21 protein-coding genes and 2 pseudogenes are annotated in these 24,093 nt (G+C 67.0%); 16 read left to right on the forward strand and 7 right to left on the reverse strand.

Annotated features, from left to right (window positions below; genetic code table 11):
• Positions 1-3 precede the first annotated feature (3 nt).
• From G6N20_RS19090 to G6N20_RS19130, 9 genes and pseudogenes are all read left to right on the forward strand, one after another.
• Complete coding sequence (locus G6N20_RS19090; RefSeq protein WP_083047269.1) at positions 4-969, forward strand: MlaD family protein; 966 nt, start codon at positions 4-6, stop codon at positions 967-969.
• A complete protein-coding gene (locus tag G6N20_RS19095; protein WP_083047267.1) occupies positions 966-1,976 on the forward strand; it encodes an MlaD family protein in 1,011 nt (336 codons plus the stop codon). The genes G6N20_RS19090 and G6N20_RS19095 overlap by 4 nt, the downstream gene beginning before the upstream one ends.
• On the forward strand, positions 1,967-2,980 hold the full coding sequence (locus G6N20_RS19100; protein ID WP_232065378.1) for an MlaD family protein: 1,014 nt from the start codon (positions 1,967-1,969) through the stop codon (positions 2,978-2,980). The genes G6N20_RS19095 and G6N20_RS19100 overlap by 10 nt, the downstream gene beginning before the upstream one ends.
• Before the next feature lies 1 nt (position 2,981).
• Entirely contained in the window at positions 2,982-4,118 is a 1,137-nt protein-coding gene (locus G6N20_RS19105; protein WP_083047263.1) for an MlaD family protein, read from the forward strand.
• Entirely contained in the window at positions 4,115-5,167 is a 1,053-nt protein-coding gene (locus tag G6N20_RS19110) for an MlaD family protein (protein ID WP_142271973.1), read from the forward strand. Before G6N20_RS19105 ends, G6N20_RS19110 begins: the two co-directional genes overlap by 4 nt.
• Positions 5,164-6,135, forward strand: a complete 972-nt coding sequence (locus G6N20_RS19115; RefSeq protein WP_083047259.1) for an MlaD family protein — start codon at positions 5,164-5,166, stop codon at positions 6,133-6,135. The genes G6N20_RS19110 and G6N20_RS19115 overlap by 4 nt, the downstream gene beginning before the upstream one ends.
• A 10-nt stretch (positions 6,136-6,145) precedes the next feature.
• Entirely contained in the window at positions 6,146-6,802 is a 657-nt protein-coding gene (locus G6N20_RS19120; protein ID WP_083047257.1) for a hypothetical protein, read from the forward strand.
• Between the two features lie 578 nt (positions 6,803-7,380).
• Positions 7,381-7,756 (forward strand): annotated as a pseudogene (locus tag G6N20_RS21550) (DUF222 domain-containing protein); the annotation flags it as partial.
• A 425-nt stretch (positions 7,757-8,181) separates the two neighbouring features.
• Entirely contained in the window at positions 8,182-9,033 is an 852-nt protein-coding gene (locus G6N20_RS19130; protein ID WP_083047254.1) for an arylamine N-acetyltransferase family protein, read from the forward strand.
• On the opposite strand, the gene G6N20_RS19135 is transcribed toward G6N20_RS19130, so the two are convergent.
• From G6N20_RS19135 to fadD3, 5 genes are read right to left on the reverse strand one after another with little or no spacing between them, the layout of a single operon-like run.
• Positions 8,998-10,164, reverse strand: coding sequence for a pyridoxal phosphate-dependent aminotransferase (locus G6N20_RS19135; RefSeq protein ID WP_083047251.1), 1,167 nt, complete (start codon positions 10,162-10,164; stop codon positions 8,998-9,000). The genes G6N20_RS19130 and G6N20_RS19135 overlap by 36 nt on opposite strands.
• Positions 10,161-11,111, reverse strand: a complete 951-nt coding sequence (gene ipdE2, locus G6N20_RS19140; protein ID WP_083047249.1) for an acyl-CoA dehydrogenase IpdE2 — start codon at positions 11,109-11,111, stop codon at positions 10,161-10,163. Before ipdE2 ends, G6N20_RS19135 begins: the two co-directional genes overlap by 4 nt.
• On the reverse strand, positions 11,111-12,073 hold the full coding sequence (locus G6N20_RS19145; RefSeq protein ID WP_142271972.1) for an acyl-CoA dehydrogenase family protein: 963 nt from the start codon (positions 12,071-12,073) through the stop codon (positions 11,111-11,113). Before G6N20_RS19145 ends, ipdE2 begins: the two co-directional genes overlap by 1 nt.
• Positions 12,070-13,203, reverse strand: coding sequence for an acyl-CoA dehydrogenase family protein (locus G6N20_RS19150; RefSeq protein WP_083047245.1), 1,134 nt, complete (start codon positions 13,201-13,203; stop codon positions 12,070-12,072). Before G6N20_RS19150 ends, G6N20_RS19145 begins: the two co-directional genes overlap by 4 nt.
• Entirely contained in the window at positions 13,204-14,733 is a 1,530-nt protein-coding gene (fadD3, locus tag G6N20_RS19155) for a 3-((3aS,4S,7aS)-7a-methyl-1,5-dioxo-octahydro-1H-inden-4-yl)propanoate--CoA ligase FadD3 (RefSeq protein ID WP_083047243.1), read from the reverse strand.
• A 47-nt stretch (positions 14,734-14,780) separates the two neighbouring features.
• On the opposite strand from fadD3, the gene ipdE1 reads away from it, so the two are divergent.
• Both ipdE1 and ipdF read left to right on the forward strand, forming a co-directional pair.
• Complete coding sequence (gene ipdE1, locus G6N20_RS19160; protein ID WP_083047241.1) at positions 14,781-15,929, forward strand: acyl-CoA dehydrogenase IpdE1; 1,149 nt, start codon at positions 14,781-14,783, stop codon at positions 15,927-15,929.
• Complete coding sequence (gene ipdF, locus G6N20_RS19165) at positions 15,926-16,714, forward strand: (5R,7aS)-5-hydroxy-7a-methyl-1-oxo-2,3,5,6,7,7a-hexahydro-1H-indene-carboxyl-CoA reductase (RefSeq protein ID WP_083047239.1); 789 nt, start codon at positions 15,926-15,928, stop codon at positions 16,712-16,714. The genes ipdE1 and ipdF overlap by 4 nt, the downstream gene beginning before the upstream one ends.
• 31 nt (positions 16,715-16,745) lie before the next feature.
• On the opposite strand, the pseudogene G6N20_RS19170 reads toward ipdF, so the two are convergent.
• Together G6N20_RS19170 and G6N20_RS19175 are read right to left on the reverse strand one after the other, a co-directional pair.
• A pseudogene (locus G6N20_RS19170) lies at positions 16,746-18,391 on the reverse strand (PPE domain-containing protein).
• A gap of 220 nt (positions 18,392-18,611) precedes the next feature.
• Positions 18,612-20,267: a PPE family protein gene (locus G6N20_RS19175; protein ID WP_083047237.1), complete on the reverse strand. Its 1,656-nt coding sequence runs from the start codon at positions 20,265-20,267 to the stop codon at positions 18,612-18,614.
• Positions 20,268-20,592: 325 nt separating this feature from the next.
• Between G6N20_RS19175 and kstR2 the strand changes: the two genes are divergently transcribed.
• The 5 genes from kstR2 to G6N20_RS19200 all read left to right on the forward strand — a co-directional run bounded on the left by kstR2 (position 20,593) and on the right by G6N20_RS19200 (position 24,071).
• Positions 20,593-21,195 (forward strand): TetR family transcriptional regulator KstR2, encoded by a 603-nt coding sequence (kstR2, locus tag G6N20_RS19180; protein ID WP_083047235.1) that lies wholly within the window; start codon positions 20,593-20,595, stop codon positions 21,193-21,195.
• A gap of 80 nt (positions 21,196-21,275) precedes the next feature.
• A complete protein-coding gene (gene fadA6 / locus G6N20_RS19185; protein WP_083047233.1) occupies positions 21,276-22,436 on the forward strand; it encodes a steroid 3-ketoacyl-CoA thiolase FadA6 in 1,161 nt (386 codons plus the stop codon).
• Positions 22,437-22,491: 55 nt separating this feature from the next.
• Positions 22,492-22,686 carry a hypothetical protein gene (locus G6N20_RS19190; RefSeq protein WP_083047231.1) on the forward strand — a complete coding sequence of 65 codons (195 nt, stop codon included), beginning with the start codon at positions 22,492-22,494 and terminating at the stop codon, positions 22,684-22,686.
• Positions 22,677-23,090 (forward strand): PIN domain nuclease, encoded by a 414-nt coding sequence (locus tag G6N20_RS19195; RefSeq protein WP_083047229.1) that lies wholly within the window; start codon positions 22,677-22,679, stop codon positions 23,088-23,090. Before G6N20_RS19190 ends, G6N20_RS19195 begins: the two co-directional genes overlap by 10 nt.
• A gap of 111 nt (positions 23,091-23,201) precedes the next feature.
• Positions 23,202-24,071 carry a DUF559 domain-containing protein gene (locus G6N20_RS19200; RefSeq protein ID WP_083047227.1) on the forward strand — a complete coding sequence of 290 codons (870 nt, stop codon included), beginning with the start codon at positions 23,202-23,204 and terminating at the stop codon, positions 24,069-24,071.
• The last annotated feature ends 22 nt before the right edge of the window (positions 24,072-24,093 follow it).

Here is a 24,093-nt window from a genome sequence, read left to right on the forward strand (position 1 = left end):
CTCATGCGGGCAGCCAGTTCACGCGCCTTACGAATCCGGGGCCTGATCGTCGCCGCGGTGCTGGCGATCGTGGCCACCACGCTGTGCCAGGCGGCCCGGGGCAAGTATGACGACACGTTCAAGCTGACCGTGGTCGCCGACACGATCGGCGAGGGCTTGGCGCCCGGCGCGGAGGTGAAGTTCCACGGGCTGGCCATCGGCTCGGTCAAGACCCTGGAATCGACCGGATACAACCGACAGACGATGACGGTGTTGCTCGACCCACGACAGGCGAAAGCGCTGACCGCCGACACCGTCGCCCGGTTCACCTCGTCGAATGTCTTCGGCACCGCGGCCGTCGAACTGGTCAGCGAGGGCAAGGGTCCGCGGCTGCTCCCGAACCAGACCCTGATGTTGCGCACCGACGTGCAGGCGGCCTCGGTCACCGGACTGCTGCGTCAGGGCCAACGACTCAGCCGGATCCTGGACACACCCGAGTTCGACCACGTCATCGAGGTGCTGCGGCGGCACGCCGACCTGGTCGAGCCCGCGGCCAGGGCCGGCCTCGATCTGGCCCAGATCCTCGCCGACTCCCAGACCATGCCGGTGTCTCGATCGCTGTCGGTGCTGGCGTCGTTTCTCAACGGTGTCGACGGCGCGCTGCCGGCGCTCGGGCTGGCGCCCGAGCTGCTGGACGCGCTGGATCCGCTGGTAGCGCCCGGCGGCGTGGATCGCACCAACCTGGTCATGCGCCAGACCGGCCAGCTGTTGCGCGACGCCGGCGAGATCTCCGTGCGGCACAGCCCGTGGCTTCGCCAGCTGGTCGGCGCGATCATGAACGTCGAGGTCCCGGCCATGTTCGCGGTGGGCAGCCTGGCGCCGGCCTATGGCCGGCTGTCCGGCCTGATCGACCGCACCGCCGCCGCCTTTCCGGTTGTCGACGGCGACGTACGGATGCGCACCGAGGTCATCCTGGACGGTGGTCGGTGAGGAAGGTGTCCGGCTCGGTGCTGGGGCTGACCGTGTTCACCGCGGTCGCCACGGTGTGCGCGGTGATCGTGCTCACCGCGCTGCGCAGTCCGGTCACCGGGCCGGTCTCGCAGTACACGGCGACCTTCACCGACGTGTCGGGCCTTGACGTCGGCAACGACGTCCGCATCTCCGGCGTGCAGGTGGGCAAGGTGCGGGCCATCCGGCTCGACGGTCGCACCGCCAAGGTCGACTTCACCGCGCTCCACGACCACCCGGTGTATCGGAATACCGTTGCCGCCGTACGCTTTCAGAACCTGCTGGGCCAGCGCTACCTGGAATTGGTGCAGCCGGCCGCGGCCGGTGAGCGGCTGGCCGCGGGGGCCAGCATTCCGGTCGAACAGACCATCCCGTCGTTCGATATCACCAAGCTGTTCAACGGATTTCGGCCAGTCTTTGGCACGCTCGACCCGGCCCAGCTCAACCAGTTCGGCGAGCACCTGTTGCGGCTGATTCAAGGCGACGACACCGGACTCGGCCCGGTGCTGCGAGACCTCGACGCCATCGCCAAGTTCGCGGTCAACCGTCAGGCCGCGATCACCGTGCTGATCCGCAACCTCGGCGAGCTATCGGTCGATCTGGGCGGCAAATCCCAGCACCTGCTGCATCTGATCGCCACGCTAAACGGGTTGCTGACCACGTTCACGTCCAAGGCCGACGAGTTTCGCGCCTCGATCGACATCGAGCTGCCGCTGCTACGCAGCCTGGTGCACACCCTGCAATACGCCGAGCGCACCTTTGACGGATCGACGGTGCCGCTGTACGACCTGACCAGCCGGATGTTCCCGCAGACTCCGACCATCATCGCCGGCCTGTCGCTGGTGCCCGCGTTGATTCAGGGGCTGCGGGACTCACTCGTCGACGATCAACAGGGCGCGCCGAGCTTCGGCTGCGCCCACGGTGAAGTCCACCTGCCGGGCATCGGCGAAGTGTCTTTCGCACACCAGGATTTGGTGGTGTGCCAGTGATCTTCGGCAGGCATCAGCGAGCACTCTCCGAGACGGCCGCGGCGGCCCGCAGTCGTCGGATCGGGGTCGTCGGCATCGTCGCCATCGTGGTCGCGCTGGCCACCACCGGGGTGGCCTATCTCAATCCGACCGGGCAGACCGGATATGCCGCCAACGCCGCCAGCTCCGGCGGTCTGCGCGCCGGCGACCAGGTCCGCATCGCCGGAGTGCCCGTCGGGAAGGTCACCGGCGTCCGGCTAAACCGGACCCTGGTCGAGATCACCTTCGACGTCACGCGGTCGGTGGCCGTCGGCGCGCAATCCACGGTGGAGATCAAGCTGCTCACCCCACTGGGCGGCCACTACCTGGCCCTCGATCCCCAGGGCGACCTGCCGTTGGGCCACAACGTGATTCCGCCGCAGCGCGTCAAATCGCCCTACGAAGGCGCCGACATGATCCAGGAGGTGACCCCGTTTCTCAAAGAGGTCGACGGCCAGGTCATCCACGACACCTTCGCCGAGGTCGCCAACGCCGCCGACAAGTATCCCAACGCGCTGCGCGACCTCGTCCGTTCCGCCACCGAGTTGACCAGGGTGTTGGGCACGATGACCGGCGACGTGCATCGCGGCCTGGGCTTCATCAACGACGCCACCGCAGCCTTGGTCTCGGGCCGCAGACACTTCGTCGAGTTGCTCGAGCAATTCGCGCTGGTCGGGCAGCGCTATACCGCCAAATCCGTTGATATCGTCGAATTCTTCACCCTGCTCGGCGAACTGACCCGAATCATCGACCGCGTCATGGCGTTCTACCACCGCGAGCTCGCGCCCACCCTCAACGGCGTGGACGACATCGTCGACACCCTGGTCAGCCACCCCGATCGCATCGGCCAGGCAGCGGCGGGCCTGGACCAGATCCTGCGCATCGTGGGGCCGATGCTCAGCGGAAACGGCGTCGTCCTGGACCAGAGCCGCCGGATGGTACCCGGACAAGACCTCTGTCTGCCGCACATCATGAGGCGCTGCTGAGATGACGAGGAAACGTGCCCGGGTCGCCTTGACGGCGGCCGCCGCAATCACCGCCGTTGCTGTGATCGGCGCCATGATCGTGCCGCCGAGATTCACCGACACCAAGCCGATGTGCGCCGAATTCACCGACGGCGTCGGGATTTACCCGGGCAACAAGGTCCAGCTGCTGGGCATCGAGGTGGGCTCGGTGACCGCGGTCACCAACAAACCCGATCACGTCCAGATCGACTTCACCGTGTCCAAGGACCTCGACCTGCCGGCCGATGTCGGGGCCGTCACCTACTCCCAGTCGATCGTGAGCGACCGCCATGTCGAGCTCACCAAGCCCTACGCCGGCGGCCCAAAGTTCACCGGCGCCCGGTGCATCTCGCTGGAACGAACCAAGACTCCCATCGGTGTCAGCGAAACGTTCACTGCCGTCGACAAACTCGCCAACGCCGTGTTGGGATCCGGCCCGGGACAGGATCCTTCGGATGCGCCGGGCGCGCAGGCCATCAACGACAGCCTCCGGGCGGCCAGCCGCTCGTTGGAGGGCACCGGCCCGGAGCTCAATCAGACACTGCGCGCGCTGGTCGCCGTCATCGGCGACCCCTACCAGGCGGACGCCGACTACCGCCAGCTCATTGAGAACGGCGAGATGCTCACCACGACGTTGTTGCAGCACTGGGACACCGTGGCCACCGTCGTGCGGACCCTGCCCGAGAGCCTTCTGATGATCGAGGGCCTGGCCGACGGCTTCGGGTCGGCGCTGCACCATCTCGCGCACGCTCTGCCGATCCTGGTCGAGGCGTTGAATCGGTTCGCGCCCCGGGTTTATCACAACGTCACCGACAAACTGATCCCCTGGATCAGGGACATCCTCAACGCCTACACCCCGAACATCGTGGGCGCCATCAATGGCTTGTCGCCGGTGACCAACTGGCTCGCCTCGATATACCAGCCGGCCTGGGGCACGCACAACGTCACGTATCTCCCGCCGCAGGTGACGATTTCGCCGTCGCAGGCCGAGGCCTTCTGTAGCGTGCTGCGGCAGCGCAACACTCCCGGTAGCCAGGCGGCATGCGCGACGCGCGGCGCCGCCTCCGACCCGGTCACGTTGGGTCTGACCGATCTCATCCTGGGGGCCGCGTTGCCGTGACCCGACGATCGAAACTCGGCGCGCTACCGGGCGCCCTGATTGTCAGCCTGACGGTGGCATGTCTAGGGGCGTGTTCGCTCGACCCGACCCGGTTGCCGGTGCCCGGTTCCTATGTCCCGGGCGACAAGTACACCATCAAGGTCGAATTCTCCAGCGTGTTGAACCTGCCCGCCAGGGCCAAGGTGGACTTCGGCGGCGTGCGGGTTGGTGTCCTGGACCGGGTCCAACTGGTCGGCAGTACCGCGGTCGCCTACATCGATCTAGCCAACAGCGTCAAGCTGCCCCGGAACACGCGTGCCGAGCTGCGTCAGGCGACCGTGCTGGGCGACATCTACATCGCGCTACTGCCACCCGACGACCCGGAACCGGCGTCGCTGCGTGACGGCGACACCATCCCGCTGCGCAACACCGTGCCGGCCGACAACGTCGAGGACATCTTGCGCGGGGTGTCCAACCTGGTGTCCGGCGGCGCGCTGAACACCTTGCAGGAAGCGGTGATCAACTTCAACAAGGCGTTCCCGAAAGATCCGGCCGAGCAGGACCGCATCCGCGGAAAGCTGGCCGGGATCCTGCACGACCTGGCGGCCAACCAAGACACCATCGACGACATCCTGTCCAGCACGGAGGACGTCAGCAGGGGCCTGATCGCCAACACCGCTGTCCTCGACCGGTTGATCACCGACGGCCCGGGCAAGATCGAGGCGATGACGGGTGTGCTCCCCGACATCATCCAGCTTCTCGTCGATGTTCAAGACCTGGGGCGCAGCGGCGGAGAGTTGCTGGTGCCCAACGCCCCCGACTTCATCCAGATGCTCTCCTACATCACACCGCTGGTCGGATCGGTGGCGACGGCTGACACCACCGTGCCGGTGATTGCCGACAAGCTGGTCGGGCTGATTCGCGACAAGCTCATCGGATTCTTCGGCAATGGTGGGCCGAAATTCATTGTCTCCGAGGTTCACCCGCCGCGGGACAACCCTGGCGTGGATCCCGCAGACAGGGCCGACCAGGCTATTTCGGCGATGCGGACGATGGGGATGTTGCCGTGAAGTTCAACGCCGCAACCACTGTGGTGATCCTGGTGATCACCACGATGCTCGGCGTGGTCTATTTGTCGTTGTCGGTGCTGCACCTGGATCCGACCGAAAAGGCCACCCGCCTGACCCTCTTGCTGGACAACTCGGGCGGACTAATGCCCACGTCGCAGGTGACCATGCGGGGGATCCGGGTGGGCCGGGTGACCGGCATCCGAACCACCCCGACCGGGCTGCAAGTGTCGATCGAACTCGACCGGGCCCATCCGGTGCCCGTGGACAGTGTGGTCAGCATCCAAAACCTGTCGCTGGTTGGCGAGCAGTACATTGACTTCAAGCCGAAACGCGTTGTGCCGCCATACTTCAGCGACGGCGCGGTGATCCCGGCCGATCGCGTCGCGCGCGCCGTGACCGTCAGCGACCTGTTGGCTAGGGCCAATGCGCTACTGGCGGCGATCAATCCGACGTACGTGCGCACCGTCGTCAGCAACGTCTCGCAGGCGTTGGCCGGCAACGACGACGCCCTGGACTCGTTGGCCACCACGGCCGGGTTGGTCGCCAAAATGGAGTGGGAGCGTAGGCAACTGCTCGCGACCCTGTTCGGCAATGTTGCGACGCTGACTACCGATCTGGACGAACTGCACGCCGGGGCGGTGCTCGGCGAGGCCGGAAACCTGCTGCCGGGCACGGTCTTGGCGTTGACCGGGCTGGTCCGCGATACCGATGAGTACACCCGCGCCGCCGGTGACGGAGCCTTTGCCCCGGGTGGGCCGATCCCCACGCTGGTCGCCAACCTCGGCGAGTATGCCGACATGTTGTCCGGTCCGCTGAGCACCTTCGCGGCGGTGCTGGAGCCGGCGACCGCGCCGCTGCGCGGATTCATGGTCGACGCCGGGCACTGGCTGGATTATTGGGAGTCGACCTTCAACGACGCCGGTGGACTACGTGTGCAGGTGAACGTGCCGGAATGGCACCAACAGTGAGGAATCGAGCATGAGCATCGACACCGCCGACGTCGCGACGGACGCGGACGAGAATGACCCTGTCGTTGTGGACCGGCCCAACGGGTTATCCAAGCTGCGGCGCCTTATTCGGCGGCCATGGTGGTGGGTATCGGTGGTGGTGGCGGCGGCGGTGATCGGCGCCGGGGTGTTCGGCTTGCTGAAGTACGGCGGCGTGGTCGATGAGCTGGCGGCCCTGCGCCGGGCCGAATCCGATCGTGACGCGGCGGCCGGGCTGGCCAAGGAATATGCGCTGAAGTCGCTGACCTACAGCTTCGAGGATCCGGACGCCTTCTTCCGTTCGGTGGAGAGCGGGGTATCACAGGCGCTCAAGGACAAGTACGTCAACGCCACCGATCTCCTCAAGGGCATCATGGTGCAGGCGCAGGTCTCCTCGTCGGGCGAAGTGCTCGCCACCGATGCCGTCGCCCAGCCCGGTCAGGTATACCAGGTGGTGGTGGCGGCCGCGCAGACCACCCGCAACCTGCAGAACCCGAAGCCGCGGGTGTCGCTGATCCTGCTGCAGGTCACGGTCAACAAGGTTGGCGACGGTTGGCAGGTCTCCGATATCGGGCCAAAGACCGGCAGTCACGGTCCCAACACGGATCAGGGCCCGGCGCCCAGCTCGGTACCAGAACCAGGGCGGTAGGCCGCCAGCGTCGATGTTTGGCGCGTGCGGTATCCGGCAATGTGTTAGGGCATGCGCGACGCTTCGAGCATGGCGCGATCGACATGGTGCCGCCCAGCAACGGCGAAACCCGCCTCGGCAGGCGGCTGTACACCGCCAACCGGTGCCGGTCGGCCTCAGCGATGCCGTCCAGTAACTCAACATCTCCGGAAGGCACCCGGGATGGCCCGTTGAGGGGGCGGGCCATCCCGGGCCAATCGGCGCCGCTCATGGGGTCCGTTGATCGGTGTGTGGCGCAATTGGCACCTTCTCGCCACCGGGTGCCCATATTCGACACGAATAAAACACCCGGCCCGCGCGTCAGCCGAGGGTGGGTGCCAAACGGGCAACGGAAGGGTGGTGGACGCGATCGCCGCTACGTCACGCGACGGTTTGTTCGTCGTGGGCTTTGCGTGCTGCAGCGTCGCTGAAACACGCAGGCGCGCCGAGTTTAATCCGGTTGAGCGACACTTCGTAACTTCTGAAATCTCTTGTGTCACTCTGGTTTCAGTGGTCTCTGGGCGGGGTGTCTTGTCGGTGCCCTCCGATAGTCTGGGCGTATGGATCGGCAGGCGATCACCGCGGCGTTCGACACCCTCGATGCCGGCGTGGATGCCGTGCTGGGGTTGGATTGTGAGGCGTTGACCACCCATGAGCGGATGGTGTTGCTGGAACGGGTGGAGCGGGTACGCCGCCGGTTGCCCGCCGCCGAGCATCCGCTGATCAACCAGCTGGCCCGCTCGGGCCAGCGCCGAGGAGTTGGGCGGCAAACTGGCGCATGCGATCGCCGAGTGGACGCTGATCAGCCGCGCCGAGGCCGCCCGCCGCATCGGTGAGGCCGCCGATTTGGGGCCGCGGCGCGCACTGACCGGCCAGCCGCTGGCGCCGGTGTTGGCGGCCAGCGCGGCCGCCCAACGCGCCGGCAAGCTGGGCGCCGGGCTGGGGGCACCTCCCGCTTGCGGGGACCCCGTATGCCCAGTGCCGCACCACCGATGTGAACGCGTTGACGTTTGCCTGCGGCGCCCAGCACCGCATGCTGCAACCCGGGGGTTGGAGCACCCGCACCAACGCCCGCGGCGAGACCGAGTGGCTACCGCCCCCCGTGAGCGGTCGGACCGCGCCGGCGTTACCGGTGTGCCTGACAGCAACTGCACCGCCGGCCAGCTCACGCACATCTGGCCCCAGCACTGCAACCTATGCACACGTGCACAGTCAGACGTTGTGACCGCGGCTCGCGAGCAGCGGCCCGGCACTCCTTGGCGGCTTTCGGCGTGAGCGTGTGCGGCTTGGTCGCGCCGCTCGGCGGCGCGTTGGAGATGTTGCTACCCCTGTCGACACGGTAGTCCGGTCAGAATGGCTTCATGGCACTGGATCTGAACGCGTACTTCGGCCGCATCAACTATCGCGGCGCTACCGAGCCAACCCTGGATGTGCTGCGGGATCTGGTGACCGCTCACACTCGGGCGATTCCGTTCGAGAACCTGGATCCGTTGATGGGCGTGCCGGTCGACGACCTGAGTCCAGATGCGCTGGCCGACAAGCTGGTGCACCGGCGTCGAGGTGGCTACTGCTACGAGCACAACGGGTTGATGGGATACGTGTTGGCCGAACTCGGTTATCGGGTACGCCGATTCTCCGGCCGAGTCTTCTGGATGCTTCCGCCGGTTGCGCCCGTACCGGCGCAGACGCACACGGTGCTGGGGGTAACATTCCCCGGCTCGGCCGGGTCGTATCTCGTCGACGTCGGCTTCGGCGGCCAGACGCCCACCTCGCCGATCCGCTTGGAAACCGGCAGTGTCCAGCAGACGTCACACGAACCGTATCGACTCAAGGACCGCGGCGACGGGTTGGTGCTGCAGGCCATGATCCGTGACCAATGGCAGACCCTGTATGCGTTCACCACGCAGAACCGACCGCAGATCGATCTGATAGTGGGCAGCTGGTACGTCTCCACCCACCCGGCATCGCACTTCGTCACCGGCCTGACCGCCGCGATCGTCACCGCCGACGCCCGGTGGAACTTGGCTGGCCGCTACCTCGCTATCCACCGGGCCGACGGGACCGAGAAGATCCGACTTGATGACGCGGCGGCGGTTGTCGACGCCCTCAGTGAGCGGTTCAGCATCAACGTGGCCGACGTCGGCGAGCGGGGCGTGCTTGAAGCTCGCATCGACGAGCTATTGGCCCGGCAACCAGGAACCGATGCGCCGTAAGGCTTCTTCGACGTCGCTGGTCGGTCCGGCAAAAGACATCCGGACGTACGAACTGCCGCGTTCGGTGTCGAAATCGATGCCCGGCGCGATGGCAACACCGGTGTCGGCCAGCAGCTTTGAGCAGAATGCCAGGGAGTCGGCGGTAAAATCGGAGACGTCGGCGTAGACGTAGAACGCGCCGTCGGTGGGCGCCAGCCGGTCGATGCCGACTGCGCGCAGACCGTCCAGCAACAGCGAGCGGTTGACCGCGTAGTGCGCCAGGTTGCCCTCGGCCTCGGCCGTCGCCTCCGGGGTGAATGCGGACACCGCGGCGATCTGCGACAGCGCCGGCGGGCAGATGGTGAAGTTGCCGGTCAGGCAGTCCACCGCGCGGCGCAGCACGGTGGGCACCAGCAGCCAGCCCAACCGCCAACCGGTCATCGCAAAATATTTGGAAAAACTGTTGACTACCACCGCGTTTCGCGACGTCTGCCACGCGCAGCTGGTCTGCGGAGCCCCCGCGTACACCAGGCCGTGGTAGACCTCATCGCTGATCAGCCGTACACCGGCAGCGTCACACCAGGACGCGATCTCCGCCAGTTCTCTAGGGGGGATGACCGTTCCGGTCGGGTTGGCCGGGCTGGCGACGATGACACCGTGCAGCGGCGGGTGGATTTCGGCCAGCATCTGCACCGTGGGCTGGAACCGGGTCTGCGGCCCGCACGGAATCTCCACGACCTCACATCCCAGCGCCGACAGGATATTCCGGTAGCACGGGTAGCCGGGACTGGCCATGGCGACCCGGTCGCCCACGTCGAAGCAGGCCAGAAAGGCGAGCAAAAAGCCACCCGAGGAACCCGTGGTGATGACCACCGCGTCCAGGTCGACGTCGATGCCGTGCCGGCGTTGGTAATCCGCGGCGATCGCCGCGCGCAGCTCGGGAATGCCCAGCGCCACGGTGTATCCCAGTTGGTTGAGATGCAATGCGGCGGCCGCGGCCGCACGTACCGGTTCCGGGGCGCCCGCACTGGGCTGGCCGGCCGACAGGTTCACCAGGTCGCCGTGGGTGCGCTGGCGCTCCGCGGCCGCCAGCCAGACATCCATCACATAAAACGGTGGGATGCCGGCGCGCAGGGCCACACGGTCATTCACGGCGTCGGGAGCACCTCTGCTTCTAGTTGGCGCAGCAGTTCTCGCGGAGAGCCGAGCAGTTGCGCGCTGCCATGTGCGCGTTTGAAATACAGATGCATGTCGTGTTCCCAGGTGATGGCGATGCCGCCGTGCAGCTGAATGCCCTCGGCCGCCACCCTACTCAACGCCTCGGTGGCGGCCAGGCGCGCGGTGGCGGCGTTGGTGGGCGAGGGTTGGTTGCATGCGTCGGCGACGACGGCGCGGGCCGCGGCGATCGCGACATACAGATCGGCCATCCGATGCTTGAGGGCCTGGAAGCTGCCGATCGGACGGCCGAATTGCACTCGGCTCTTGGTGTATTCGACGGTCAATTCCAGACAGCGTTCGGCGGCGCCGATCTGCTCGGCCGCCAGCAGGATCGCCGCGGTGTCGGCGAGGCCGGGGTCGGGGCCGACGGGCACGCAATCTTCGGGTTGCACGCGGGCCAGCCTGCGGGTGGGGTCCATGGTGGCCACCGGCCGTGCGCTGAATCGGGTCCACCTGCTTAGCTGGCCGCCGGATGCGGCGACGACGACGTCGGCGATGTCGCCGTTGACCACGTAGTCGGGATCGAATACCAGCGCACCGATCGAGCTACCCTCGGCAAGAGCTGCCAGCGTCTGAACGTCCGGCTCGGGTGCGGCCAGCAGCGCCAGCTCCGCCAACGTGGTGCCCAGCAGGGGAGAGGGCACCAGCGCCCGCCCCAGCTCCTGCAAAACCGTTGCCGCATCGGCCAGTTCGCCGCCAGCGCCGCCCAACTCCTCGGGTACCACCAGGGCCACGGCGCCGACCTGCTCGCACAAGAGTTGCCATAGTGACTCGTCGTAGCCACGATCGGATTCCATTGCCGCGCGCACCGCCGCCGGGGTTGCGTGTTTGGTGACCAGGGCGGCGACGGTCTGCCGCAGCATCTCCCGTTCTTGGGTCATCAGCACCGCTCCTCCAGCGCCTCCAGCACCCGCCTGCGGTGCGCGGCCGGCGTACCCCAGGCCGAGCGTAGCGCCTGCACCCGCAGCAGCCACAACGACAGGTCGTGCTCCTGGGTGAATCCGATTGCGCCGTGGGTCTGCAACGCCGACCGCGCGGCCAGCAGAGCAGCCTCACCCGCGGCCACCTTGGCGGCGCTGACGTCACCCGGCTCCAACGACAAGGCCGCGCCATACACCAGGGGCCGGGCCAGCTCGATCGCGATGTGCACATCGGCGAGCTTGTGTTTGATCGCCTGATACGAGCCGATGACCCGCCCGAACTGACTCCGCTGCTTGGCGTAATCGACGGCCGCGTCCAGCAGCGCCTCGGCGGCACCCACCAATTGGGCCGCGGTGGCCAATGCTCCGAACTCGTAGGCCCGTACCACGTTCGCCCGCCAGGCCTGGCCGGATGCCGTCACCTCGTACAGCCGTCGGCTGGGGTCGACGGACTGGTGGCACTCACCGGGTGTCCCTTCGGTGACGCTGCCATCGCTCGCGAGCAGCACCAGCCCCGCGGTATCGGCGTCGACCGCACGCGGAACCTGGGGGGGCATGGCGACCGTCACGATCAGCTCACCGGACGCCAGCCCGGCGCTGCGATCGGCCTGATCGTCACTGGCGAGCAAAACCGGTGCCACGGCGATCGATTCGGCAACCGGGCCGGGCACACACCAGCGCCCGAGACGTTCCAGCGCCACCACCAGATCGACCGGGTGGGCCTCCAGGCCGTCGAACCTTTCCGGCACGGCCAGCGCGGTGACGCCCAGGTTGGCCAGCTGCGCCCACACCTTGCGACCAGGCGCGACATCGCCGGCCGACCAGGCGCGGACCGCGCCGGGCAGGTCCGCGGCGCCCAGCGCCGCGTCGATGCTGGCCGCGAAGTCGCGCTGCTGGTCGTCGAGTGCAAATTCCACGGTCACTTCTTCTCTCGTGGCAGGCCCAGCAGCCGTTCCGAAATGATGTTGCGCTGGATTTCGTTGGTGCCGGCGTAGATCGGGCCTCCGAGGGCGAACAGCAGGCCGTCGGTCCAGGGGCCGGCCAGCTCCCCGTCGGCGCCGCGGATGTCGAGGGCGGTCTGATGCAGGTCCACGTCCAGGTCGGACCAGAACACCTTGGTCACCGAGGATTCCGCGCCCAGCTCGCCGCCGCGGGCCAGCCTGGTCACCGTGCCGAAGGTGTGCAGCCGGTAGGCCTGCGCCTTGATCCAGGCGTCGGCGACCCGGTCGGCGAACTCCGGGGGTGAGCCGCCGTCCTTCCACAGTTGCACCAGCCGTTCGGCGGCGGCCAGAAAGCGGCCCGGGCTGCGCAGCGACATGCCGCGCTCGTTGCTCGATGTGCTCATGGCCGCGCGCCATCCGTCGTTCGGGGCGCCGATGACGTCTTCGTCGGGTACGAACACGTCGTCGAGAAAGATTTCACCGAAGCCGGTGTCACCGCCTAGTTGGGCGATCGGGCGCACCGTGACGCCCTTGGCTTTCAGGTCGAACATGAAGTACGTCAGGCCGCGGTGCCTTTCGGCCGTGGGGTCGGAGCGGAACAGGCCGAATGCCATGTCGGCGAACGGCGCCCGCGAACTCCAGATCTTCTGCCCGTTGAGCAGCCAACCGCCCGCCGTCTTGGTCGCGGTGGAGCGCAGCGACGCCAGATCGCTGCCGGATTCGGGCTCTGACCAGGCCTGCGCCCAGATCTGCTCGCCGCTGGCCATTTTCGGCAAGATGCGGTCGAGCTGTTCGGCGGTGCCGTGGGCGAACAGGGTCGGCGCCAGCATCGAGGTGCCGTTGGCGCTCGCCCGCCCCGGGGCGCCGGCGCGGAAGTACTCCTCCTCGAACACCACCCAATGCAGCAGCGGCGCGTCGCGGCCGCCGTAGCGCTTCGGCCAGGTGATCACCGACAGCCCGGCGTCAAACAGCACCCGGTCCCAATGACGATGTTGCGCAAAGCCTTCCGCATTATCGTAAGACTTCGTCGGGATCGACGCGGCATTGGCAGCGAGGAACTCGCGCACTTCGGCCTGGAAGATCAGGGTCTGCTCGTCGAAATTCAGATCCATTCAGGCCAACTCCCGCAACTGTGGTTTGACGACCTTACCGCCGGCATTGCGTGGCAACGCATCGACGAACCGCACCGACCGCGGTGCCTTGAAATTCGCCAAATGCTCACGCGTGTAGCCGATTACCGACTCTTCGTTCAGATGCGCACCGGGTCGGGTGACCACGAACGCCCGGCCGACCTCGCCGAGGCGCTGGTCGGGAACGCCGATCACGGCGGCGTCGGCCACCCCGTCCATCCGGGCCAGCACCTGCTCGACCTCGGCGGGATAGACGTTGAATCCGCCGCAGATGTACATGTCCTTGAGGCGGTCGGTGATCCGCAGGTTGCCCGCCTCGTCCACCGCGCCGATATCGCCGGTGTGCAGCCAGCCGTCGGCATCGATAGCCGCGGCCGTCGCCTGAGGGTCGTCGAGATAGCCCAGCATGACGTTCGGCCCGCGCAGCAGGACTTCCCCGTCGTCACCAATGCGCAGCTCGAAATCGGCGAACGGACGACCGCAGGTGGTCGCCACCGTCACCGCGTCGTCGTCGGGGCGGCACATCGTGCCCATGCCGTTGGCCTCGGTCAGCCCGTAAGCGGTCAGCACGATGTCGATGTCCAGCTCGGACTGCATGCGTTCCACCAGCACCACCGGTACCGTGGCCGCACCGGTTACCGCGAACCGCAGCGAGCTTAGGTCATAGTCGTTGCGGGCCGGGTGGTCGAGCAGGCTCTGGTAGATGGTGGGCGGTCCGGGCAGCACGGTGATGCGGTGGTGCTCGATCGCCTGCAGCGTGCGCAGCGGATCGAAGGTCAGCTGCGGGATCAGCGTCGCGCCGGTTTGCAGGCAGGCCAGGATCCCGGCCTTGTAGCCGAAGTTATGGAAGAACGGGTTGATGCACAGGTAGCGGTCGTCGCTGGTGATCTTGCCGTTGGCGGCCCAGGATGCCGAGGCCGACAGTGATTGCCGGTGCGCGCATAGCACGCCTTTGCTGCGGCCGGTGGTTCCGGAGGTGAACAGGATGTCGCTGACGTCCTCGGGTGCCACGGCGGCGGCGCGGGCGTGTGCCGCCTCGAGGGCCACGGGATCGGCGCCCAGGGTGATGAAGTCGTCCCAGGTCCCGTCGTCCGCTTCGATCGGAACCCGCACGATGCGCCGCAGCGCGGGCAGCGCGTCGCGGTCCAGGCCGGTCGCTCGGTCGGCGCCCAGGAACCGGCCCGCCGCGAACAGCACCGGCGCAGCGGTTCGGGCCAGGATGTCGGCGGCTTCCTCTGCGGTGTAGCGGGTGTTCAGCGGCACCATGGCGGCGCCGGCGTGCTGGATCGCCAGACAGGCCACCACCCAATGCCAGGTGTTCGGCGACCAGATGGCCACCCGGTCTCCGGGTTTCACGCCGAGGGTGACCAGCGCGGCCGCCGCCCGGTACACCTCGTCGCGCAACTCGGTCGACGTGAAGTTGCGGTCGTCGGTGATCAACGCCGTGTGGTCGGGTAGCTGGCGCACGAGACGATCCAGCGCCGCGGGCACGGTGCGCAGATCGTTAATCAACGGACGCTCCTAACAAAGCAAGTGCTTGGTAGGTTAGCCTACAGGGCATGCAGGACGTCGAGGAGTTCCGGGCGGAGGTCCGCGGTTGGCTGGCCGACAACCTGGTCGGCGAATTCGCCGCGCTCAAGGGCCTCGGCGGGCCGGGACGCGAACACGAAGCCTTCGAAGAACGCCGGGCATGGAACCAGCATCTGGCCGCCGCGGGGCTGACCTGCCTGGGCTGGCCGGTCGAGCACGGCGGGCGTGGGCTGTCGACCGCGCACCGGGTGGCGTTCTACGAGGAGTACGCCCGGGCCGACGCGCCGGACAAGGTCAACCACTTCGGCGAGGAGCTGTTGGGGCCCACGCTGATCGGGTTCGGAACGCCGAAGCAGCAGCAGCGCTTTCTGCCGCGCATCCGCGACGTCACCGAGCTGTGGTGTCAGGGATATTCGGAGCCCGGCGCCGGCAGCGACCTGGCGAGCGTGTCGACCACCGCCGAACTCGACGGTGACCAGTGGGTGATCAACGGCCAGAAGGTGTGGACCTCGCTGGCGCACCTGTCGCAGTGGTGCTTTGTGGTCGCGCGCACCGAGAAGGGCTCCAAACGGCACGCCGGCCTGTCGTATCTGCTGGTGCCGCTGGACCAGCCCGGCGTGCAGATCCGGCCGATCGTCCAGATCACCGGCACCGCGGAGTTCAACGAGGTGTTCTTCGACGACGCCCGCACCGACGCCGACATGGTGGTCGGCGCACCGGGCGACGGCTGGCGGGTCGCGATGGCGACGCTGACCTTCGAGCGCGGCGTCTCCACGCTGGGGCAGCAGATCGTCTATGCCCGTGAGCTTTCCAAGCTGGCCGAGCTCGCGCGGCGCACCGGCGCCGCGGATGACCCGTTCGTCCGGGAGCGGCTGACCCGGGCGTGGACCGGGCTGCGGGCCATGCGTTCCTATGCCCTGGCCACCATGGACACCGAGCAGCCCGGCCAGGACAACGTGTCGAAGTTGTTGTGGGCCAACTGGCATCGCGATCTGGGTGAGCTGGCGATGGACGTGATTGGCAAGCCCGCAATGACCATGCCCGACGGCGAGTTCGACGAATGGCAGCGGCTGTATCTGTTCACCCGCGCCGACACCATCTACGGCGGGTCCAACGAGATCCAGCGCAACATCATCGCCGAGCGGGTGCTCGGCCTGCCCCGGGAGGCCAAGGGATGAACCTGTCCGTAGCGCCCAAAGAGATTGCCGGACACGGACTTCTGGACGGCAAGGTCGTCGTCGTCACCGCGGCGGCGGGCACCGGCATCGGATCGGCCACCGCGCGACGAGCCCTGGTCGAGGGTGCCGACGTGGTGATCTCCGACCACCACGAGCGACGGCTGACCGAGACCGCCGCCGAGCTGTCCGCGCTGGGGCTGGGCCGGGTGGAAAGCGTGGCGTGCGACGTGACGTCCACCGCCCAGGTCGACGCCCTGATCGCGGCGACCACCGCCCGGATGGGCCGCCTGGACGTGCTGGTCAACAACGCCGGGCTGGGCGGGCAGACGCCGGTGGTCGACATGACCGACGACCAGTGGGACCGCGTCCTGGATGTGAGCCTGACGTCGGTGTTCCGGGCCACCCGGGCCGCGCTGCGCTACTTCCGGGACGCGCCGCACGGCGGTGTGATTGTCAACAACGCCAGCGTGCTGGGCTGGCGAGCCCAGCACTCCCAGTCGCACTATGCGGCCGCCAAGGCCGGGGTGATGGCGTTAACCCGGTGCAGCGCAATGGAAGCCGCCGAGTACGGGGTTCGCATCAATGCGGTCTCGCCCAGCATCGCCCGGCACAAGTTCCTGGACAAGACCACCTCGGCGGAGCTGCTGGATCGGCTGGCCGCCGGTGAGGCGTTCGGGCGGGCCGCCGAACCCTGGGAAGTGGCGGCCACCATCGCGTTTCTGGCCAGCGACTACTCCAGTTACCTTACTGGCGAGGTGATTTCGGTATCCAGCCAGCATCCGTGAGCGAATCGGTTGCGCTGCGGCGGGCCGCCTATCAGTTGTGCCATAGCCGACTGAGGCTAAAGATGCCCGATACAGCGGTGCCTATGTTGAACAGACCCGAGTTCGTACCGCTCTGGGTGGGGACGAAGGGGGTGCCTGGGACGCCGATGTTTCCGATGCCCGAGGTCTGGCCGTTTATGCCACTGCCGCCGCTGGCCGTGTTGAAGAAGCCCGAGACAATGACGGCGCCGGGACCGCTAGGAGTGTTGAAGAAGCCCGAGACGTTGGTGCCGGTGTTTCCAAAGCCCGAGCTGGTCAGGCCGCTATTGGTGATGATGCCGAAGCCCGTGTTGGTGTTGCCCGAATTCCACAAGCCCGTGTTGATGCTGCCCGAATTCCCATTGCCGGTGTTTAGAGTGCCTGAGTTGTCGAAGCCCGTGTTGAAGTTGCCCGCGTTCCCGAAGCCGGTGTTGACACTGCCCGCGTTCCCGAAGCCGGTGTTTAGGGTGTCTGCATTCCCGAAGCCAGTGTTTAACCTGCCCGCGTTCCCGAAGCCGATGTTGCCGATGCCGGAGTTCCCGAAGCCGAGGTTGTTGAGGTCGCCGGGCACCAGGGTATTGGTGCCGCTGTTGAAGACGCCGGCGTTGCCGCTGCCGGAGTTGAAGAAGCCGATGTTGTTGGTGCCGGAGTTGCCCAAGCCGATGTTGCCGCTGCCCGAGTTCAGCAGCCCGGCCAGGTTGATGCCCCGCTGATTGTTGCCGGTCAGCCCGATGCCGATGTTGTTGTCGCCGGTGTTGCCGAAGCCGAAATTGAAGTTGCCGGTGTTTCCGCCACCGATGTTGCCGTTGCCGGTGTTGCCGCCGCCGGTGTTGGCGTTGCCGGTGTTGCCGAAGCCCATGTTGTTGTTGCCCCTGTTACCCATGCCCACGTTGTTGTTGCTCGGCGGTACAAGAGAGCCCCCGTTGCCGAAGCCGATGTTTCCGGCGCCGCGGTTTCCGCTGCCGAAGTTGTCGCTGCCGAAGTTGCCGCTACCGATGTTTCGGTCGCCGATGTTGCCGCCACCCAGGTTGGCGCTGCCCCTGTTGCCGTCGCCGACGTTGCCGCTGCCGGTGTTGCCGCCGCCCACGTTGGCGTTGCCCTGGTTGCCGAGGCCCAAGTTGGGCAGGGTGTTGAGGAACTGCTGCAGGGCCGCCGGCAACGGCAAGTGCGCCGCGGCCGAGGACGCCCCGGCGTGGTAGCCGCACATCGCGGCCACATCGGCGGCCCACATCTGCTCATACAGGCCCTCGATGGCCGCGATGGCCGGGGCGTTGAGCCCCAGCCAATTCGACCGGATCAGCTGCACAAACGCCTCGCGGTTGGCCGCCACCACTAGCGGGGGCACGATCGCGGCTTTTGCGGCCTCGAACACGCCGCCACCGCCTTGGCCTGCCCGGCCACCCCCTGGGCGTGGGCGGCCGCCGTGCTCAAAAAGCCCGCATACAGGGCCGCCGCGGCCGTCATCGCCGCGGCCGCCGGGCCCTGCCACGCCTGACTGGCCAGCCCCGTGGTCACCGAGGAAAACGACGACGCGGCGGTTCCCAATTCAGCGGCCAGCCCGTCCCAGGCCGCCGCCGCGCTCAGCATGGGCGCCGACCCGGCACCCAGGTACATCCGCAACGAATTGATCTCCGGTGGCAACACCGAAAAGTTAGCCATGATGGACCTCCTATCCGCTGGCACCGCCGCCGCCCGAGGGTGATCAATCCCAGTCCGCGACGTCGAACATGTTATGACGACGCCGGGGATGACGATTTGTGCTTTCACCAAATGCTGGGCCCTTTTCGCCAACCGAATAGCCAGCGCGGCCCAGTGAGGTCAGGACGGGCGGGCCAAGCGATCCCGAACTGCCCCCCATGCTCGTCGGCGCGGCTACCGGTCAGTTGTACAAGAGCCGGTCAAGGCTGAATATGCCCGACAAATTGCTGCCTATGTTGAACAAGCCCGAGTTCAGGCCACTGTCAGACACGGCATAGATGCTGCCCCGGACGCCGATGTTTCCAATGCCCGAGATCTGGCCGTTTGTGCTGCCGCCGCCGCTGGCGGTGTTGAAGAAGCCCGAGACGGTGCCAGCTCCCGGGCCGTTTGGCGTGTTGAATAAGCCCGAGGCGTTGGTGCCGGCGTTGCCAAAACCCGACCTCGGCAGCCCGGTGTTGGTGGTGGCCCCAAAGCCGGTGTTGGTGTTGCCCGAATTCCACCAGCCCGTGTTGATGTTGCCCGAATTCCCGCTGCCGGTGTTTATGCTGGCTGAATTCCAGAAGCCCGTGTTGTAGTTGCCCGCGTTCCCGAAGCCGGTGTTGAGCACGCCGGCGTTCCCGAAACCGGTGTTTAGGCCGCCCGCGTTCCCGAAGCCGGTGTTGAACGTGTTCGTGTTCCCCAAGCCGACGTTGGCGATGCCCGAGTTCCCGAAGCCGATGTTGTTGAGGTCGGCTGGCGCAGGTGTAAGGGTGTTGGCGCCGGTGTTGAAGATGCCGATGTTGCCGTTGCCGGAGTTGAAGAAGCCGATATTGCCGCTGCCCGAGTTGCCGATGCCGATATTGCCGCTGCCGGAGTTCAGCAGCCCGGCCAGGTTGATGCCCACCTGATTGTCGCCGGTGAGCCCGATCCCGATGTTGTTGTTGCCGGTGTTGCCGAAACCGACATTGTTGTTGCCGGTGTTGCCGCCACCGATGTTGCCGTTGCCGGTGTTGCCGCCGCCGGTGTTGGCGTCGCCGGTGTTGCCGAAGCCCATGTTGTTGATGCCGAAGTTCCCCATGCCCACGTTCTGGCCGCCCGTTGCGACGACACCCTTGTTGTTGCCGAAGCCGATGTTGCCGGAGCCCACATTTCCGCTGCCGAAGTTGTCGTTGCCGAAGTTGCCGCTGCCGATGTTGCCGTTGCCGAAGTTGCCACCGCCCAGGTTGGAGCTGCCGAGGTTGCCGTCGCCGACGTTGCCGTTGCCGGTGTTGCCGCCGCCGAGGTTGGCGTTGCCCTTGTTGCCCAGGCCCAGGTTGGGCAGGGTGTTGAGGAACTGCTGCAGGCTGGCCGGTATCGGGATCAGCTGCGCGGCCGCCGAGGACGCCCCGGCGTGATAGCCGGTCATCGCGGCCACATCGGCGGCCCACATCTGCTCATACAGGCCCTCGACGGCCGCGATCGCCGGCGCGTTGAGCCCCAACCAATTCGACCGGATCAACTGCACGAACGCCTCGCGGTTGGCGGCCACCACCGCCGGTGGCACGATCGCGGCCTTGGCGGCCTCAAACACGCCGGCCACCGCCTTGGCCTGCCCGGCCGCACCCGACGCCTGGGCGGCCGCCGCGCTCAAAAACCCCGCATACGGGGCCGCCGCGGCGGTCATCGCCGCCGCCGCCGGACCCTGCCACGCCTGCCCGGTCAGCCCCGAGGTCACCGACGAGAACGACGACGCCGCCGAGCCCAGCTCCGCGGCCAGCCCGTCCCAGGCCGCCGCCGCTTGCAGCATCGGCGCCGAACCGGCGCCGAGGTACATCCGCAGCGAATTAATCTCCGGCGGCAACACCGCGAAATTGGCCATGGCTAACCTCCTACTCGGTTTGTCGACCCTCACGCGCGGCGATCGATCCAGTCCGCGACGTCGAACATGCTAAGGCAACCCCGCCGATGACAATGCGCATTTTCGCTGCAGTGTTACGCAGTATTCGCCAAGCGGATAACGGACATGGCCCGGCGAGGCCAAAGAGGAGCGGGCGAAATGATCCCGAACTGCCCCACCATGAACACCCACCGCCCCCCGCCACGTCAGCTCCCGGGAACCAACTCGATAGCCGATCGGCTATCGAGCGGCGCGATGGCGACACCGTGAGGTGGCCGAGCAAGCGCTTGGTTGATAGTCTGTTCGGATGGACCGAGCGACCGGTCAGACTAACAGCCGGCGGGACGAGCTGCTCGAGCTTGCCGCGGCGATGTTCGCCGAGCGCGGACTACGCGCGACCACCGTGCGTGACATCGCCGACGGCGCGGGCATCCTGTCCGGCAGCCTGTATCACCATTTCGCCTCCAAGGAGGAGATGGTCGACGAGCTGCTGCGCGGGTTTCTCGACTGGCTCTTCGGTCGCTACCGCGAGATCGTGGACGGCACGGCCAATCCGCTGGAGCGGCTCAAAGGCCTGTTCATGGCGTCCTTCGAGGCGATCGAGCATCGGCACGCGCAGGTCGTCATCTACCAAGACGAAGCCCAACGGCTGGCGTCGCAACCCCGGTTCTGCTACATCGAGGACCTCAACAAACAGCAGCGCAAGATGTGGGTCGACGTGCTCAACCAGGGCATCGAGGAAGGCTACTTCCGGCCCGACCTCGACGTCGACCTGGTCTACCGGTTCATCCGTGACACCACCTGGGTGTCGGTGCGCTGGTATCGACCCGGCGGGCCACTCTCCGCCGAGCAGGTGGGCCAGCAGTACCTCACCATCGTGCTTGGCGGGATCACCAGAGAAGGAGTCTGAAAGATGCCCGGTGTCGGCGACGATGCAGTGGGGGCACCGCCCGCTTGCGGGGGACGAAGCGATGAGGAGGAGCGGCACTGATGACAGAGGCGTACGTCATCGACGCTGTGCGGACCGCGGTTGGCAAGCGGGGCGGCGCACTGGCCGGTATCCATCCCGTCGACCTGGGTGCCCTGGCGTGGCGCGGGCTGCTCGACCGGACCGACATCGACCCCGCCGCGGTCGACGACGTGATCGCCGGTTGTGTCGACGCCATCGGCGGGCAGGCGGGCAACATCGCCCGACTGTCGTGGCTGGCCGCCGGCTATCCCGAAGAGGTCCCCGGGGTCACCGTGGACCGGCAGTGCGGTTCCAGCCAGCAGGCGATTTCCTTTGGCGCGCAAGCGATCATGTCCGGCACGGCGGATATCATCGTGGCCGGTGGCGTGCAGAACATGAGCCAGATCCCGATCTCGTCGGCGATGACCGTCGGCGAACAGTTCGGGTTCAGCTCACCGACCAACGAATCCCGGCAATGGCTGCACCGCTATGGCGACCAGGAGATTTCACAGTTCCGTGGCTCGGAGCTGATCGCCGAGAAGTGGAACCTGTCCCGTGAAGAGATGGAGCGGTACTCGTTGGCCAGCCATGAACGCGCGTTCGCGGCGATCCGCGCCGGCCACTTCGAGAACGAAATCCTCACTGTGGAAACCGAATCCGGACCATTTCAGGTCGACGAGGGCCCGCGGGAGTCGTCGCTGGAGAAGATGGCCGGCTTGAAGCCACTGGTCGACGGTGGCCGGCTGACGGCGGCGATGGCCAGTCAAATTTCCGACGGCGCCAGCGCCGTGCTGTTGGCCTCCGAGCGGGCCGTCAAAGACCACGGACTCACCCCCCGCGCCCGCATCCACCACATCAGTGCGCGCGCCGCCGACCCGGTGTTCATGCTCACCGGGCCCATCCCCGCCACCCGATACGCGTTGGAAAAGACCGGGCTTGCCATTGACGACATCGACACCGTCGAGATCAACGAGGCGTTCGCGCCGGTAGTTATGGCCTGGCTCAAGGAAATCAAGGCCGACCCGGCGAAGGTCAACCCCAACGGCGGCGCGATCGCGCTGGGGCATCCGCTGGGCGCGACCGGCGCCAAGCTGTTCGCCACCATGCTCAATGAGCTGGAGCGCGTCGGTGGCCGCTACGGGCTGCAGGCCATGTGCGAGGGCGGCGGCACCGCCAACGTCACCATCATCGAGCGGCTATAGCTTTAGCGTCGATCGTTTGGATATACGCGTCGACCCTTCGTATATACTTCCTGTTGTGGCGAAACATTTGGTCGATCTCGATGAGGACACCCTTGCCGCGGCTCGCGCCGAGCTCGGCACGACCACGATCAAAGACACGGTGAATGAGGCGCTCCGCCGAGCAACGTCGCGACGAAGGCAGCGAGTGGCCGCGTCCTTGGACATCTTGTCCGATGCCTGCCTCGACGATCGTGCTGAAGCGTGGCGCTGAGGTTTCTGCTCGACACCAGCGTGGTCAAGCGGCTCGGCCGCTCCGAGGTGCGGCAGGTGGTTGAGCCGTTGGCGACCGCGGGTGAGCTGGCGCGCGCCAGCATCTGCGACCTCGAAGTCGGGTACTTAGCCCGCAACGCCGAAGAATGGGATCGGCTTGTGGGAGCGCTCGACGCGTTTGAGCTCGTGGATTCGACCCCAGCGCACCAGCGTCGCGCTCTTCAAGTGCAGCGCCTCCTCGCTCAGCGCGGTCAGCGAGGCCGCAAGATCCCCGACCTGTTGATCGCGGCGGCAGCCGAGGAACTCGGCGTCGCTGTCCTGCACTACGACGCCGACTTTGATCTGATCGCGTCGGTGACCGGCCAGCGCTGCCAGTGGGTCGTGCCCCGCGGCACGGTGGAGTGACCTGCGCGCCGAGTGGGAATCTGACGACGGGTCATCGGCGTGTCGCGTCGTGAGATTCACTGTCGGCGGGGTGTCAACGAAGCTGTCGGTGGGTGATGTCAGCATTCGCCCATGAGCGAACCGGCTTGGCCCTTTCTGGGGGCGGAGGCGTTGGCCGCAAAGGCTCTTCCGGAGCGGGCGATGAGACAGCTCTACGAGCCGGTCTACCCGGGCGTTTTCGTCCCGGCTGGTATCGAGCTGACGGCGCGCCAGCGTGCCCAGGCGGCGTGGTTGTGGTCGCGGCGGCGCGCCGTCGTCGCCGGCAATTCGGCGGCGGCGCTCCTCGGCGCGAAGTGGGTGAACCCGGCGCTCGACGCCGAGTTGGTGCACGCCAATCGAAAGCCTCCGCCGCGAATCGTCGTACACACGGATCGGTTGGCGCCGCACGAGATGGCAGCGGTTGACGGTGTCGGGGTAACCAGCCCGGCGCGCACCGCCTTCGACATCGGGCGGCGCACACCCTCGCGGCTGCAGGCGGTCCAGCGGCTGGACGCGTTGGCGAACGCGACCGACGTCAAGATCACCGACGTGCAGGCCGTCATCGCCGAACATCCCGGTGCGCGCGGCCTGGTCCGGCTTCGGGCGGTGCTGCCGCTGGTCGACGGGGGCGCGGAATCCCCGCAGGAGACGTGGACCCGATTGGTGTTGATCGATGCCGGCCTGCCGAAACCGCAAACGCAGATCAGAGTGTTCGACGACTACGGGGACTTCGTCGCCCGCATCGATATGGGCTACGGGCAACTGCGTGTCGGTGTCGAGTATGACGGGCCGCAGCATTGGACAGACCCGGCGCAACGGGCCCGGGACATCGAGCGGTCCAGCGCTTTGCACGATCTGGGCTGGACGATCATCAGGGTCAGCAGCGAGCTGCTCCGGTACCGGCAGGGCACGTTCGTCGGCCGCGTCGATGCCGCGATGCGTGCGGCGGGATGGCGCCCATGAGCGCCGAGAGTGAACCACACGA

The sequence above is a fragment of the Mycobacterium shinjukuense genome (assembly GCF_010730055.1).
Classification (GTDB): Bacteria; Actinomycetota; Actinomycetes; order Mycobacteriales; family Mycobacteriaceae; genus Mycobacterium; species Mycobacterium shinjukuense.